The sequence below is a fragment of the Shewanella sp. K8 genome (assembly GCF_028823715.1).
GTDB classification, from domain to species: Bacteria; Pseudomonadota; Gammaproteobacteria; order Enterobacterales; family Shewanellaceae; genus Shewanella; species Shewanella algae.
On record NZ_JAPEHY010000009.1, the window covers coordinates 77,645 to 93,566 of the forward strand.

At 55.7% G+C, this 15,922-nt stretch carries 11 protein-coding genes; 8 read left to right on the forward strand and 3 right to left on the reverse strand.

Annotation, left to right across the window (positions count from 1 at the left end; genetic code table 11):
* The first annotated feature begins 109 nt into the window (after positions 1-109).
* From ON072_RS07125 to ON072_RS07145, 5 genes are all read left to right on the forward strand, one after another.
* Positions 110-3,787 (forward strand): DUF4132 domain-containing protein, encoded by a 3,678-nt coding sequence (locus ON072_RS07125; protein WP_274626007.1) that lies wholly within the window; start codon positions 110-112, stop codon positions 3,785-3,787.
* A 66-nt stretch (positions 3,788-3,853) separates the two neighbouring features.
* Positions 3,854-4,906, forward strand: coding sequence for an AAA family ATPase (locus ON072_RS07130; protein ID WP_028779601.1), 1,053 nt, complete (start codon positions 3,854-3,856; stop codon positions 4,904-4,906).
* The gene (locus ON072_RS07135; protein WP_144131833.1) at positions 4,894-7,104 is read left to right on the forward strand and encodes a DUF5682 family protein; all 2,211 of its coding nucleotides are present in this window, start codon (positions 4,894-4,896) and stop codon (positions 7,102-7,104) included. The genes ON072_RS07130 and ON072_RS07135 overlap by 13 nt, the downstream gene beginning before the upstream one ends.
* Positions 7,089-8,198, forward strand: a complete 1,110-nt coding sequence (locus ON072_RS07140) for a VWA domain-containing protein (RefSeq protein WP_037466525.1) — start codon at positions 7,089-7,091, stop codon at positions 8,196-8,198. Before ON072_RS07135 ends, ON072_RS07140 begins: the two co-directional genes overlap by 16 nt.
* A complete protein-coding gene (locus tag ON072_RS07145) occupies positions 8,195-10,033 on the forward strand; it encodes a hypothetical protein (RefSeq protein ID WP_261752656.1) in 1,839 nt (612 codons plus the stop codon). Before ON072_RS07140 ends, ON072_RS07145 begins: the two co-directional genes overlap by 4 nt.
* A gap of 40 nt (positions 10,034-10,073) precedes the next feature.
* Here the strand turns inward: ON072_RS07145 and ON072_RS07150 are convergent, their stop codons facing one another.
* The 3 genes from ON072_RS07150 to ON072_RS07160 form a co-directional block, all read right to left on the reverse strand.
* Entirely contained in the window at positions 10,074-10,748 is a 675-nt protein-coding gene (locus ON072_RS07150) for a TorF family putative porin (RefSeq protein ID WP_261752655.1), read from the reverse strand.
* A 15-nt stretch (positions 10,749-10,763) separates the two neighbouring features.
* A complete protein-coding gene (locus tag ON072_RS07155) occupies positions 10,764-12,113 on the reverse strand; it encodes a hypothetical protein (RefSeq protein ID WP_208185497.1) in 1,350 nt (449 codons plus the stop codon).
* 242 nt (positions 12,114-12,355) lie between these two features.
* On the reverse strand, positions 12,356-13,327 hold the full coding sequence (locus ON072_RS07160; protein ID WP_261752654.1) for a LysR family transcriptional regulator: 972 nt from the start codon (positions 13,325-13,327) through the stop codon (positions 12,356-12,358).
* A gap of 314 nt (positions 13,328-13,641) precedes the next feature.
* On the opposite strand from ON072_RS07160, the gene pnuC reads away from it, so the two are divergent.
* The 3 genes from pnuC (at position 13,642) to ON072_RS07175 (ending at position 15,844) form a co-directional block, all read left to right on the forward strand.
* The gene (gene pnuC / locus ON072_RS07165; RefSeq protein ID WP_269149838.1) at positions 13,642-14,373 is read left to right on the forward strand and encodes a nicotinamide riboside transporter PnuC; all 732 of its coding nucleotides are present in this window, start codon (positions 13,642-13,644) and stop codon (positions 14,371-14,373) included.
* On the forward strand, positions 14,373-15,104 hold the full coding sequence (locus ON072_RS07170) for a nucleoside phosphorylase (RefSeq protein ID WP_261752653.1): 732 nt from the start codon (positions 14,373-14,375) through the stop codon (positions 15,102-15,104). Before pnuC ends, ON072_RS07170 begins: the two co-directional genes overlap by 1 nt.
* Positions 15,105-15,166: 62 nt before the next feature.
* Entirely contained in the window at positions 15,167-15,844 is a 678-nt protein-coding gene (locus ON072_RS07175; protein ID WP_261752652.1) for a Crp/Fnr family transcriptional regulator, read from the forward strand.
* The last annotated feature ends 78 nt before the right edge of the window (positions 15,845-15,922 follow it).

Genomic DNA, 15,922 nt, shown 5'->3' on the forward strand with positions numbered 1-15,922 from the left:
TTCCTCGTCCGAAAAGGAGGCTCGGCCGCCGGCTTAAGCAGGTGTTTACTGAATGTCTGCTATTGGGGGAAGGAAGACATATTTGCTAATGACTCAAGGAATATGAGAGATGCTGGACGTATTAAAAAACAAGCTTGAAGCCTTCACTCGCCCCAATACAGACAAGTTACTGCTAGACGCTTGCCGGATTATCGATGAGCAGCAAACGGGTTTAGCACAAGCCGTCAGTCAGTATATTTTGACCGGTGAACCTGTGGCGTGTCTGTCGCAGCTCCAGCAGCTAAGTGCTAGAGAAACACTTGCGCGGCCGGGTGTTCCCTATGGCTACGGACAAAATGATGAGCGGCTGATTCAGGCCCGTGAAGCCATCAACCAGTTTGTGGCAACCGGTGCCTGTAATGAAGCGGCCGTTATGCGCCGTCTCGGCTTGGTGTGTCATGCCTGCAACCCAGATATAAGCATCTACGGCGTGCAAAACACCTCGAGCGGCTGGCTCAATGGCGTGCTGATGCTGTTCCGAGAGTTGGCGGAAGAGTATTACGGTTGCCGTTTGGCGGGCAAAGATCTGCCCAGTCGTGACTATCTGGCCTCGCTGGTCGCGCAATATGAGCACCCGCCCCATGAGCTGGAAGCCTTTATTCTTGAAGGTTCCGACTCTTATTATCACGATACATTCCGCACCTCGCTGAGGAAGAGTACCGACTGGCTCAAGCTCAGTGAAGATCCTGAATATCTGCAGCTGTTGAAACAGTTACATTTCAGCGGCCGCGAAACCTTTTGTGCTTTGCTTAATAAAGCCTGTCAGACCCTGTCACAGGCGCAGCTGCCGCTGGTCATGGCGTTAGCCGCCGATGGTTCGGCGACTGTCCGTGAAGAGGCCCTGAAACTGCTGAAAAAGAGCCCGCAACAGCAGCTGCTGGCGTTTCTGGAGCGGGAATTTCCGGGTGCCAAGGCGGCTACCCGTGGCCACTGGCTAGTTGTGGCCGGCCTCTATCCTGAAGCGACCCCCTTGCTGCAGCGCTGGCACAGTGAAGAGAAATCCGCCGCGGTAAAAACGGCACTGGCGAAAATGCTGGATAACACTACCCGGCAGCAACAGAGTGACCAATTTAGCTGGGATATTCCGGCCGTTGCGGCCATTGATAAAAACGTCAAAGTGCCTGAAGAATGGCTAGGTCTGTGTGAAAAGCAGTTGGCTAAAGAGATCAAAGAGCTTGAAAACGATATCGCTGCGGCGGAGCACCCAGATGCCCCTAGCTATCGCAAAAGGCATTTGGCCGACGACCGGAAAAGTCTGCAACGCTGGCAGCAAGTCAGTAGTGCCCAACTGCAAGCGGCGCTGATGGACCTCGAAAGAGGCCGGCAATCATCTCTGTCAGGGTTTTATTCTCTGATCAGCCACGCCGATCTCGACGAGCACCCCAAAGCCTGTCTGCGGCTTATTTTGCGGATGGAACGTCATGAGCTCTCCTGCCATTCCTGGGAGCGTATGCTGAGCCAGGAACATATTCTGAGAAGTCTGCAGGGAATGACGGATTTACGGCAACTCTTGAGCCTGTGCAACCAAGAGAATCAACCCGCCGCGGCCTTGATTGAAGCCCTGTTTGGCTACGAAGGCCGGGAAGGTGACTGGTTGCCGGCCGCCTGTGAACAACTGCTGATCTGGCCCTTCTTTGCCGAAAACCCCGACTATATAGAGCATGGTCTCAATGGCCAAGTGTTCAATGGAACCTATCGACACGATGCCAATCAGGTATTGATACAGACCTTGGCGATTCTGGCCGAATTTCCCAAGCTGCCGCAGCACTGGCAAAGGAAGGTTCATGAACATGCCTTCCATGGCCGCAAAGCCATACAGGCAGCGGCTCAGTACTGCGCCGAACGCCACGGCGCCGATATCAGCCTGATTACTCCTGAGCTGGCCTCCGGCAGCAAGGATAACCGGGTGCTGGCCGCCACTTGGCTGGGTCGCCTCAAGGCGGCTTCGGCGCAGGAGGCATTGAGCCAGGCGCTGAATAAAGAGAAAGATATGCCAACCCGGGTAGTGTTGCTGGAAGCCTTGTTGCAAACCGGCGCCGATATTAGCCAGTTCCTTGGCAAGGAAGCGCTGCTGGCCGAAGCCAAGGCCGGCCTTAAAAAGGCGCCACCCAAGTCCATGGATTGGTTCCCGCGTGAATCGCTGCCCGCATGCCGTTTTGAAGACGGCAGCCCGGTCGACCCCGAACTGGTGTTCTGGTGGGTAGTCTTGGCGGTGAAGCTCAAGCAGCCTCAGGGCAACCCTCTGCTGAGTCACTATCTGTCGCTGCTGGACAGCGAAAGCCGTCAGCGTCTTGGGCATTTCATTCTGGCGGCATTTATCGCCCAGGATACCCGTTGCCCTTCGGATGATGAGGCATTGGAATATGCCAAGGCGCATCAGCAGCAGACTTTTCAATCTTATCAGCATTGGGCCAAATACGACTGGGGTCAGGAGTATCAACACAAGACCCTTGAGGATGCGTTTCAGGCCTGCTTTGCCGAGAAAAAGAATGAGCTCTTGGGCTCGGCCATCAAAGACAAGGGGATGTTGGCCCTGATCGCTGGCGGCGATGCGCAAACCCTGCTGGGCATGATCCAACCCTTTATGAAGAAGCGCTATGAGCGGCGGGCACAGATAGAGGCCATGTTGCAGGCCTTGGCCAACTCGGACGATCCTGTGGCGATTCAGTTTCTGCTGAGTATTTCGCGGCGTTATCGCACCAACTCGGTGCAGGAGCTGGCACGGGCGCAAGTCAGTCAAATTGCGGCCCGTAACGGCTGGACCCAGGATGAGCTGGCGGATCGTACTGTGCAGACGGCCGGGCTCGAACATCTGACCCAGCCCAGCCCGTTTGAATTCGGCAGCCGTACTTTGGCGCTGGCACTCGGGGACGACCTAAAGCTGAGATTGCTCAACGAAGAGGGCAAGCTGCTCAAGAGCCTGCCGCAACCTCGACAGACAGACAACGAAGGCGATATTGCCGAAGTGAAAAAATGGTTCAGCAACTGCAAGAAAGAACTCAAGCAGGTGGTTGAACAGCAAAGCGCCAGATTGTATGAGGCCATGGTCACAGAGCGGCATTGGCTCGCCGCGGACTGGCAGCAATACCTGCATCAGCATCCGGTCATGTATCGGCTGTTGCAGCGCACCCTCTGGCAGGTGGAGATTGATGGTCAATGGCAAACCTTCAGACCCACGGAAGACGGCGCCTTTATCGATATTGATGATGAAGAGCTGCAACTGCCCGCTGCGGCGAGCATACGCCTGGTGAGCGGTAACCTGTTACCGGAGGCAGCGCTGGATGCCTGGCGTGCACATCTCAAGGATTACAAGGTCAAGCCACTGTTCGAGCAGCTGCGAAGTGCCGAAGTGACGTTGACTGAAGGCCAGGAGGCTCTCAATGACCAGCACGGCCGGATGACCGACTGCTATACCCTGCGAGGCCTGTTGACCAAGAAAGGTTATCAGCGCGGCGAAGCGGAAGACGGCGGTTTCTTTGATAACTACTTCAAGCGTTTCGATACCCTGGGGCTGAGAGTGGAGTTCGGCTTCAGCGGTAACTGCGTGCCGGAAGAAAACGAGGCCGCCGCCATCTATGACATCAGGGTCATGGAGCGGACCAACCCCCGCGGCCGTTATGCCCGCTACCGTCAACTGCCGTTGGCCGAGGTGCCGGTCAACCTGCTCAATGCCATCGCCGTTGACTATCGTGAAGTCGGCGACAAGTGTGTGGCAGATCCTGACTGGGAATCGAAACTGCCCTGGTAAGGGTCGATAACGGATGGATTAGGCTGCTGCCTTACTGGTGGCAGCCAATAAGGAGAAGCAAACAGGATGGAACAAGTCATTCGGGCTCATGCCGAGCAGCGTTATCGGGATGAACTGCAACGCTTGATGGCGGCCGACAAGGGGGTTATTCCACCGGGTTGGGCCATGTCGGCCGGGGCGGTGCGACGTTTTATCTGCGGCGATGCGGCGCTTGATATCAGCCGCAAATACTACGGGGAAGATGCCCTGGTGGAGCGGGCTATTGTCAGCCTGATGGGCAACAACGGCCTGATGCTGGTCGGTGAACCCGGTACCGCCAAGTCGATGCTTTCTGAGCTATTGAGCGCCGCCATCAGCGGCAGCAGTGAGTATCTCATTCAGGGCACAGCAGGCACTACGGAGGAGCAGCTCAAGTACAGCTGGAACTTTGCCCTGTTGCTGTCTGGTGGCCCCAGTCTGGAAGCCCTGCTGAAAAGCCCCGTCTATCAGGCGATGGAGCAGGGCAAGCTGGTGCGTATCGAAGAGATCACCCGCTGCCCGCAGGAGGTGCAGGATGTGCTGATCTCGCTGATGTCGGAAAAAAGCCTCAGTATCCCCGAGCTGGGCGTCTCGATTCAGGCCAAGCCCGGCTTCAACCTGATAGCCACCGCCAACCTGCTGGATCGTGGGGTCAACGAGATGTCCAGCGCGCTCAAGCGCCGTTTCAACTTCGAGACAGTGCCTGTGCTCAGCGATCCTCTGCTGGAGCGCCAGCTGATTTTGGCTCAGGTGAGCCAACGTCTGGCGGACAGCGGCCAACAGGTGCAGTTGGATGAAGCGCTGGTGGACTTGCTGGTGCGGGTATTTCACGACCTTCGCAGTACCGTCGGCCCGCAGGCGATGGATGCCACTCTGTCCACGGCCGAGGCGGTTAATATAGTGCATGGCTGCGCCCTGCACAGCCTCTATTGGCAAGAGCCCATGAGTGCCGCCCAGTTGGTGCAGCAGATGCACGGCACGCTAATCAAGGACAAGGCCGACGATGTGAAGAAGCTGGCTCATTACATGGATGTGGTCGCCCGTGAACGCCAGGGTTGGCAAGCCTTCTTCCAGGCAGGAAAAGCGCTGTGGATGAGGTGATGTTCCTTAGAGGGGAGTTTGGTGAACTGCTCAAGGCCGCCGCGGCCGATCCCGGGGTGTGCTGGTTGCCGCTGCGGCATCACAGCCCGGCCTGCGCCGCCATGGCGCTGGAGCAGTTGCAGCGCCGGCAGCCCCAAGCCGTGTTAATAGAAGCCCCCGGCAGTTTTATCCGCCATCTGTCACTGCTGCAGCGCGATACTGTGGTGCCGCCTATTGCCATCTATCAGAGTGGCAGCTACTACCCTCTGGCCGAGAACAGCCCTGAATGGCAGGCGCTGCGCTGGGCGACGGCGCAGGGCATTGAGGTGATCTTCATCGATCTGGATGAAAAGGCGCAGGAGGGCGGTGTAAGCAACCGTTGGAGTGATAGCCGCTTTTTAAGCTCGGACTACAGCCGCCGCCTACAGCAGCAACTGGGATGCCGGGATGCCGACGAACTCTGGCAGCGTTTGTTTGAACAACAAAATTTCGCCTCGGCCGAGAGCTTCTTTACCCAGGTATTGTTGTTCTGCGCCGCCAGTCGTGCCTGCTTTGGCACAGACAGCCTGGAAGAGATGGGCGATCTGGCCCGTGAAACCCAGATGCGGGCCCATATCAAGGCAGCCCGCCGCCGCTATGAGCGAGTGGCTGTGCTCACAGGTGGTTTTCATACCCCGGCGTTGATCAACTTTGCCGACGAGGCCGAGGCGATCGTCGTCGATGACACGCAAGACAGCTTTGTGATCCGTTTCAGTGACGCCTTGCTGGATGCCCGCAAAGGCTACAGCGCCGGTATGCCTTATCCGGCCTTCTGTCGCTGGCAGTTTCAGCAGCGGCAATTGAACGCCGATGATTGGTTGCTCTACCTCTTGGAACAGATGCCGCAATTGCCGCTGATCTATAAGAAAAACTGCTTTGAACATCTGCAGGCCCTCTGTAGTTTGCGTGGCTTGGCGCGCCCAGGCAGCTATGATCTGCTGGATTCTCTGGGCAGCTGCCTGATTAAACAGCAGCTGTCGGCATCGACACTCGAACCCTGGCAAAAGGTGCTCAGCGGCGATGCCCTGGGGCAGTTACCGGCCGACCAACCTAGTTTACCGCTGGTGGAAGAGGTGTTGGCGCTATGTCGTAAGGCCAGATTGCAGACGGATAAACCGGGACGCTGCCACTTCGATCTCTACGCCATGACGGACAAGCATATTGAGCGCCGTCGACTCCTGTGTCGGCTGCTGTTTGTGGGCAGCGGTTTTGCCAGGCCACAAAATGGCATGCCGGTCATCCGGCAATTGAAGTTCAACCATCGCCATGAACATTGGAACTATCATTGGACTCCGGCGGTGGAAGTGGCACTGGCCGAGAAATCCAGCCTGGGGCTGCGTCTCGAGCTGGTGGTGAAACGGCGGCTCAGTGAGTTGCCCCAGGAAGATTTGCAGCAACTGGTGGAAAAACTGGTGTTGGCATTACATCTGGGGATGCCGGAAGAGCTGAGCGCCCATGCCATTGCGCAGCAGATAAGCCAATGCAGCGACATTCAGCAACTGGCCAATAGCTTTATGACCTTGCTGGCGGCAGCGCATCATCCACTGTTTGCCGATATTGAGCTGCTGGCTTACCAAAAAGCCCTATGGCATCAGGTCGGCTTTCATTTACCGGCAATCAACCGCCTGAGCGATCAAGAGGCGGTGAAGTTACTGTTGGATCTGCAGAGCGTAGCTGTCTTGCATCAGGACGAGCTCGAGTCTCCCTGGCGTGACAGACTGCGCTGGTTGACAAGCCATAACGCCCACCGACCCGTGCTCTATTTTGTCCTGCAGGCCTTGGCTATCGAGCTGGATAAGTTGGACCCGGCGCCACTGCTGCAACAGTTGCAACTGCAAAACGATCCCTTCCCTGTGATTGAGGCGTTGCTCAAGGTTGTGCCGCACTGGTTGCGGCAAGACCATGGCCTGCTGCCCATGCTGAATCACTGGCTCAGTGAGCTGAGTGAGGCGCAGTTTATCGACAAGTTACCGGCCATGAGGGGCTTGTTTTGCGCGCTGGATGCAAGAGAGGTAGATGAGCTCTGCCGCCGCTTGCTGCAGCTGAATCAGTGGGATAATGGCCTGAATTGGTTGCAATACGGGATATCTGAACAGGACTTTCAACAGGGGTTGGCGCTGGAGCGGCAGCTGCGAATTGACCTGGAGCAACAAGGATTGAGTCAATGGATGAGCAACTGAAGCAGCGCTGGCGTCTGGTATTGGGGCGCTATGCCAACGCACTTGATACCTGTCTCAGCTCCCGGCAACAGCAACAGGATGAGGTGTTGCAGCAGCTCTATCAGGAGGGCCAGCTGCAGCGTGGCTTCAAGGTAAGCGCAGGCTTGGGGGAAAGCGAGTTGGCAGTGACCAACTGGCTGGAGGCGGCGGAGACCCTGTTTCCCCGTTCGGTCAACGACAGGCTGCAGTCCGATGCGGTCGAGCGCTTTGGGTTGCATCAGGTGTTGGAGCAGCCGCAGGTGCTGGAAAAGATCACTCCCAGTATGGGGGTGCTGAAGCAGTTGCTGAAACTCAATGCCCATCACAAGCCGGCCATTCGGCAACAGGTAGAGCGAATTATTCAGGGAGTAGTCGAGGAGTTGCTGCGTCGCCTGCGGCCGACCTATATCAACAACTTGAGTGGCAGGCTCAACCGCCAGGCCCACAGTCCGGTGAAACGGCTGGCCAATCTGGACTGGCAGACCAGTATTCGCCGCAACCTCAAGCATTTTGATGGCGAGAAGGTCTGTTTCGAGCGGATCTATTTCCATGCCCGTCAGCAGCACCAACTGCCCTGGCACATAGTGCTCTGCATAGATCAGTCCGGCTCCATGGCGACTTCGCTGATTTACTCGGCAGTGATCGCCGGGATCCTGACCCGCTTGCCATCGGTGAAGTTGTCGCTGGTGGTGTTCGACACCCAAGTGGTGGACTTGAGTGAGCAGGCCCAGGACCCCGTGTCTGTGTTGCTGAATTGCCAGTTGGGCGGCGGCACCCTAATCTCCCAGGCTTGGCGCTATTGTCAGCAACTCTGCTCCGAGCCGGGGCGCTCTGTGGTGGCAACCGTGTCCGACTTTGAAGAGGGGGGGTCGATGCAGGCCTTACTGGCCCAGGCCCAGGGGATGATAGACAGTGGTATCAAGATGTTGGGGATGACCGCCATGAATCACGATGCCGAGCCTTTCTACAGCACTTTTAGCACCGACAAGCTGCAGCGCCTGGGGATGGAGATAGGTTCACTCAGCCCGGATAACTTTGCCGAATGGCTGGCGCTGACTATGGGGCTACGCCGATGAATGAAACCATACTCACCAGCCTCGGCAGTGCTGGTTTGGTGCGCCGGGCCCGCAAGGCGTTGGAGAAAAGCCAGCCGCAGATGCAGGATTATGGCTTTGAGTTTGAAGGGCAAAAGGGGCTGCTGGATTGGAATAACCCGCTCGCCAGTCGCTGCGATTGCGGCGCCTCCGGCCTGTGTAAACACATAGTGGCTGCGGCGCTTTATCTGCTGGAGCAGCCTGCATCCCCTGAGACTCGCGCCGAAGAGCCGCCCCGGGTGGAACTCCATCTGGCCGAGCTTTTGAATGATGCCGGCAAGACTCAGGTTCGCCGCCTGTATCAGCAGAGTCAGCGCCGCTGGGCGGCGGATATTAAGCTTGCGCAAGGCACAGTCTGCGTCGAACTGGAGGGGCAGCAGCTGTATTTTCGGTGCGTACAGGGGCTGCAGGATATTATCTGCACCGAAGAGGCGCAGCGTTATGCGCTGCTCGCCGTCTGGCTCTATTGCCGTGAGCAGGCCATCGCCTTTGAATGGCCGCAATGGCTGCTCGATGAGCAGGCGCAGTTGCAGTATCTGGGGCAGCAGAGCCGCGATCAGTTAAAGAGCCGTTGCCTTAAGTTGCTGGAGCAGATGACTGAGCTCGGCATAGAGAGGTTGCGACCCTCGTCCCTGGTAGAGCTGGAACTCCTGCTGGTGCCCATGGACAGGCAAAATCTGCCACTGACCGCCCTGAAACAGCTGCATGGCACGCTGGAGAAATATGTCTCGGGCCAAGGCGTCAGGGATAGAAAATTGCTGCTCAGCTGTCTGGCCCGCTCCTTGGCGGCTCTGGAAGGCAGCCAGGCTCAGACGCAAAGACCCTATCAACAAGCGCCGGAGCAGGTGCTGGGGCTGGGCGCTTTCCCCTGGCAGAGCGAAGGGGGCGCCCATGGTGTGACTCAGGTATTGCAGGATGAGCAGGGGCGTTTTATCACCCTGGCCGAGAGCCGCCCCAAAGCCGGGCAGCAGCTGGATTATGTCAGCGTATTTCGCGGTCTGCCCATGCTGGCAGGCGCGCCATCGGCCCTGGGGTGGCAGGGTAAGACCCAAACCCTGGCTCAGGCCGAACTCAATGCCTGGGGGCGCCTGCGGCGTTTGCAGGATACCCGGGTCTACCCAGCGACCAAGCCGCTGGAGCCCGTGAGTCTTTCTGTTGCCGACGAAATAGACTGGCAACAGGAGTACCTGTGTTTCCGGCCGAGCGGTCTCTACCTGAGTGGTTTCAATCAGGCCAGTCAGTGTATGGAGCTGCATTATTGGGACAGGGAGCAGGCGCTGCTGAGTTTCTCGCTGCCTTACAACAAGTTGAGTCAAAGAGCCGTGACCAATCTGGAGTTGCTGGGCGAGCGGGTACCCGAGCTGATAGTGGCGCGCATCGAGCGCACTGCCAGCCACTTATACCTGCGGCCTGTGTCCCTGCTGCTCAATAACTGGTTCAGCCTCTTTTTCGATACCTTGCCCCAATCCGGCGACCAGCAACTACTCGCGCGAGCGCTAGTTGAGCCGTCAGCCCCCCAGGCGCCGCTGCCGCGCCTGGGCCTGATGCAGCAAACCCTGCATGGGGTGCTGGATGAGCTGGCCGATGGCCTGCCGGCACCAAGGCCAACATTGGCGCAAAGGGCCGAGCGTCTCGGGCTGATGACGCTGAGTCACAACCTCAAGGGAGCTAAAGCGCGGGACTATCTGCGCGCCGCCTATTGCGCCGAGAAAATGCTCGCTATGTGCCTGATCAAGCCGGTGCATTATCCGGAGGGCTGCGATGAATCTAAAAAAAGCCCCGCTGCAGGGGCGGGGCAAGAGTTTGGGAGTTGCTAATTATTGTTATGGTGAGGAATTCGTCGTCAGCTAGCTTTGATTAGAAGTTGAACGCGAGTCCTATCATATAGTGGTCGTGCTCAAACTCCTGATAGCTGGCTTCCAGCAGTAGATCCAGCTGTGACAACAGGGGATAGCTGTAGCGCAGCGCCAAATCGTAGGCGCTGTCTTGCAGTTCCCCCTTATCTTCAAAGCCCATGGTTTCGGCATCGAAGTAATAGCCGCCATGGATAACCAGCTCGCCATACTGCGCCAGCGGCAGCGCATAGTTGGCCTCGCTGTACCAGGTTTCAAAGTCCTGATCATAGTTGAGCGCCAAGTTTAAGCTGTTGTAATCCATGGATAGGGCATATTCGAGATTGGAGTGACTGTCGCCATAGGTGTAACGCATGGCATTGAAGCCAAAGCCCAACTCGTCGCTGACCGTCAGGTAGTAACCTGCGTAGTAGTCGATTTCATAATCCTTCTCTATCCCCTCATCACCTTGATACCTATAGGTTTCAAAGGAGACTCCGGCATAGAAACCTGTCTCATTCTCCAACATGATATCGGCCTGCAGTGAGGGTTTGTCATCGCTGATGGTCAGGCCACGCCACAGATAGTTGCTCAGCCCCATGATCACTCCTGAGGTCTGAAAGGCGCTTTCCTGGGCCTGCGCGTATTGCATGCTGCCAAGGCCGCACAGCAGTAAACTGATTATCATCCTATGTTTCATGTTCGGCTCCTGGGCTCAGTGTTTGGGTAAACGTTCTTTAGGGACTATCCATTGGCTTTCGGAGACGGGATCTGTCTCTCCCAAGCGCAAATCGCTTTCTTTGAGGAAGATATCCTCATCAGTGTTGTGGCAGTTTTCACACATGCGCCCACTTTCGCGTGCCTGCTTGGTGGCCAGAGGGTTCTTGGCGGTAAAGTGAGTAGAAAAGGGCACCCAATAGGATTTGGTGGCCGGATCTTTGAGATCCACCTTGACCCCGGCATCGATACTAATCCCGGCCGAATGGCTCAGCGGGATCAGCTTGCTGTTTTTATCATTGGCTATGCTTAGCCCCAGCTTGATGTTCTGCTCCGGAGTCTCGGCTGTTTTTAGACTCTGCCAGTTGCCCACAGACAAGGTGTCGTCCTGGTGGCAACCGAAGCAGTTGCTGTAGGGCTGGGTGTGGCAGGCGGTACACTTCAGCTTGGCATTGTGATCTATGGGCGATGCCTTGCCGCTCAGAAGTTCGGTGTGATCGGCGACTTTATCCTGGTGGCAGTCTTCACACTTCACCGCTACTATGTCGCGTTTCTGGGTCTGCTCGTAAGGGCCGGTCTTGTTGCTGTCCGGGCCTTCGCTGTAGAGTCTGCCTTCGGGGATCTGCTTGATGTCCCGACCGTGGAATTCCTGCTGGGCACTGTGACAGTCGATACAGCTCATATTGTGCTTGGTGACGTGCACATCTTGCTCTTTGTGCTGCTCGGCATTTTCATAGTGGCAGGTTTCACAGGTTTTGACCGGATCCGGAGTCGCGACAAAGGCGTGCTTATTCAAAAGGCCGCCACCGGCGAAGTCGGGAGCACTGACATGGCACTGGCCGCAGGTTGCGTGACAACTGGCGCAGCCTTCTTCGCCGTTATGCATCTGTTCAAACAACTGGGCCCGCTCTGGGGTCTGCTGTAACCTTTCCATCAAGCCCTTGGCGACACCATTGACAGTGAAGTGCAGTGAGTGGCGGAAGTTGGTAATCATCTCCTCACCATGGCAGTCGCCACAGACACTGCCGCCATCGGCACTGGGATCGGCCAGAACGCCTGGGTGCCAGGCTCTGCCCTCTGGTTTGTCGGCTTTGCTGTGGCAGTCACGGCAACCGAGTTCGGCGTGACTACCCATATCTGTTTGGCTTACCAGGAGTTGTAGTGATTGTTGCTCGACGGAGAGCGACTCTTTTTCCAGCTGATGCTGCTTTATCAGCGCCTGTAACTTTGCTTGATCACTGTGACAATTCAGGCAGCTGTCTGCCGCTTGAACCCCTTGCCCCAGCAGACAAAGGAGCGCAGCCAGCCCTGCCGAATATGTGGCCATATTCAGTATTCTTGGTTTCATCTTGTTATCCCTTAGGTAATAGCTCCCCTTGACAAGAGCGGACTCTTGCCATTTTTCATTCCGGGAGACTTTTTGTTATGAGTTGGGTTTTCAAGGGAAGGTGCGAACAAGCCTCATGTGTGCTCATCGGGGCTTTCACAGCAATCGGCTTTCTGCGTTATCCGACTTTGACAGCCCCCGGCATGCCTTCAGTCAGATGCCTTGAATGCCAGCAGCTGTGCAAGTCAGAGTGCCACGAGGACTTATTTGCACCTTCCCCTATTCCATTCGCTTTTCAGTTCTCTGACCAATACCTCCTTAAGCCAGTCTCTGGCCTGTGATTTATTTAGATCACTGACCACGACATAATGGCCTATATCTCTGTTGGTGTTTATTTCGCTCAATAGGGTCTGACTTATTTCGAGGGGCAGTTTTCTATAAATAAGATTGGGAAAACCGGCGATATAATCTGTGGTAAAGAGATTGCAGGAGATGGAGTAGTAAGGCATGTCCAGCAGTACGCTGGCGAGGCTGGCCAGACTCCCCGTAGAGCCGGCGATGACACACTCCTGGTTGCGCCGTCTGGCTGCAGAGACAATTAGAGGCTCGGGCAAGTCGCAGAAATTATCCATCTCATAATAGGGATATTTGAACAGGTCTTCTAAAGTCACCTGCACGTTATCCTGTAAGAAAGGATGTTTACGGTTGCCCAATAAATATAGGTTTTTCACTTCGGCAAATAGATTGCCCTGTAAATGGGCGCCGGTATAGCTTTCTGACATCACGGCAATATCTATATTGCCGTTTTCCAGTTCTGTGGTGTATTCGTGGGACAGAATTCGAATATCAAAACTCATATCAGGTGCGAAAGGGCGCACCTTATTATTGAGTATTTTGTGAATAATGGGGCTGAAGTCATCATAGACGGAAATAACAAAGTGCTCCCGTGATTTGGCCGGTTGATACTCGGTGAACTGATTCTCCAATTTCTGATAGCGCTGACACAGGTCCTGAACCATGGGCAGCAACTGGCTTGCCTTATGGGTGGGAATAAAACCACTGGCACGGCGGATATACAAGGTGTCATCAAAAATTTCCCTGAGCTGCTTGAGGTGCCTGCTGATGGCGGAATTGCTTATCCTCAAGGCATGGGCGGCATTTTGACAATTTCTGTGCTCATCTATGGCGATTAGCACCTGCATTAATTCATAGTCCAGTCGTTTTATATCTTTCATAGCTGGTTAAATGCTTCCAAGGTATGCCCGCATCATGGGGGCAAGCCCAGCCCTGGACAGTGAACTGAGTCACATCTGACTTGAGTGAATTAACCAAAATGTTACATGGCGCCCAATGTTGCCGAATCGAAAAAAGCGAATCCCGAAAGCGGAAAATTTCCATTGTGAACATCTGCGTCAGGGCACAGCTTCAGTGCTGAAGGCGCCACACAAGAGTGAGCTGTGACTTAAATCAGCCAAGGTGGACAAATGTCCTTAACTTGAGCTTTGCCATCTGCTTACATTGGTGCAAAACACAATAATGCAAGGAATAGATGATGGATATTGCCGCTTGGTTTGATATCAACAATACCCTGGTGAACATTCCCATTGGCAGTGGCTATGCCATGTCATGGATTGAAGCCGTGGGCACAGTATTTGGTTTGCTCTGTATCTGGTTCGCCAGCCAGGAAAAAACGATTAACTATCTGTTTGGATTGGTTAATGTAACTCTGTTTGCGATTATTTTTTATCAAATACAGCTCTACGGCATCTTGCTGCTGCAGCTGTTTTTCTTTTGCGCCAACCTCTATGGCTGGTATGCCTGGACCCGACCGGATCAGCAAACCGGCGACACCCTCAAGGTGCGTTGGCTATCGAAGCAGAAACTGGCCTTTACCGCGGCGGTTTCAGTACTGGGCATCGGCCTGATGACTGTCTATATCGACCCGGTATTTGCTCTCTTTGCCCAGGTCAGTGTCGATACGCTCAACCTGTTTGGTGCCGGGCTGGCCCAGCCTGTGCTGGAGCCGGATGCCTTCCCCTTCTGGGATTCAGTGATGACAGTGCTGTCTGTGGTGGCGCAAATTCTGATGACCCGAAAATATGTCGAGAACTGGATCCTCTGGGTACTTATCAATGTGGTCAGTGTCGGCATTTATGCCGCCCAGGGGGTTTATGCCCTGTCGATTGAATACATCATTCTGCTGTTTATTGCCGCCAACGGTACCCGTCAGTGGATGCGTACCGCCAAAGACAATGGCAGCCGTCCGGCGGAGGCTTGCTGATGAGTGCCGATAAACAGCCGCATATCTGTCTGTCTCCATCGCAGGTGAGTGAGCGGGTGATCCTCTGTGGTGAGCCACAAAGGGTCAATCGGATTGCCGCGCTGTTGGACGATGGCCGGTTGCTGGCAGAGAACCGCGAGTTTCGCAGCATGGGCGGATTTTACCAAGGCGTCGCTGTCACTGTTTGCAGCACAGGCATAGGCGCACCATCGGCGATCATCGCCCTGGAAGAGTTGTATCAGTGTGGCGCCCGCCGTGTCATTAGGGTCGGCTCCGCCGGCGCGCTGCAACCGCAGATAGCCTTGGGCGAGTTGATTCTGGCGGAGGCCGCAGTGCGCGATGACGGTGGCTCAGCTTGTTATGCGCCGCCCGGTTATCCGGCGCTGGCGAGTCGGCAGCTTATCAATGCCATGGCGGCCTATTTGCAGCGCCGCGATTGCCGCTTCCACTCCGGCATAGTGCGCTCACACGACAGTTTTTACCGGGATGATGAGCTGGAGATTTGCCGTCATTGGCATCGACTCGGAGTCTTGGGGGCCGACATGGAAACTGCCGCGCTGCTGACGCTTGGCCGCCTGAGAGGCCTGGAAGTGGCTGCGGTGCTCAATAATGTGGTCTTGTATGGTGAAGATGTGCAACAGGGCATCAACCAGTATGTCGACGCCGATAGCGCCATGATGCAGGGGGAGAAGTTGGCGTCTTTGGCGGCGCTGCAGGCGCTCTGCTGTTGAAGTTTGTGCCCGTAAGGCTGATGGGCTAGCATGAGCCATCATCTTTACGGGATCTTGTTGTTATGCAGCTGCAACCATACAGCACCGGGCGTTTCAGTGCGCATCTAAAGCAGTCTCACCAGGCGTTTTGCGACGCCATGCTCGAGTGCTGCGGCCAGAGCCAATTGCTGCAGGCCGGTGAAGATCTCTTGTCTCAGGGGCGGGAGTTGACCCATATGTGCCTGGTGCCCGAAGGCCGGGTGTCGATGAATATCTGCGCCGTCAATGGCCGCAGGTTTCAATTGGGGGAGCTGGATTGCGACAGGCACCTTTTCGGTGAGATGGAGTTCTTTACCGCCACCAGTTGTCAGTGGAGTGTGGTGGCCGAAGAGCCGATGGAAATCCGCCAGTTATGCCTGAAGAAAGTCAGGCAGATGCTGCTGCAACAACCCGAATTTACCCTCTTTTTTGCCAGCGCCCTGGCCTGGGATTATCAGGACTCGCTGGACATCTACACCAATAGGCTCTTGCACCCCATCAGCTATAACATCGCTTTCGATCTGCTCAGGCGTCAACACGAAGAGGTGATGCTGGGTTCCTGTGGCAGCCCGGATCAGGAGGCGGAGCGATTCGGCACCTCTGGCCGGGTCTATCGCAGGGCGGTAAAAGAGCTTATCGACAAGGGCCTGGTCATAAAACAGGGCGCCTTGCTGAAAATTGCCAACCTGCAGGCATTGCAGGATTTTGTCGATAAGGCTTAATAGCCAACTCATTGATCTGACATTTAATTCAGCCAGCGGACAGGCGACGGGTTTTAGACTAGGCTTAGGCATTAGTTT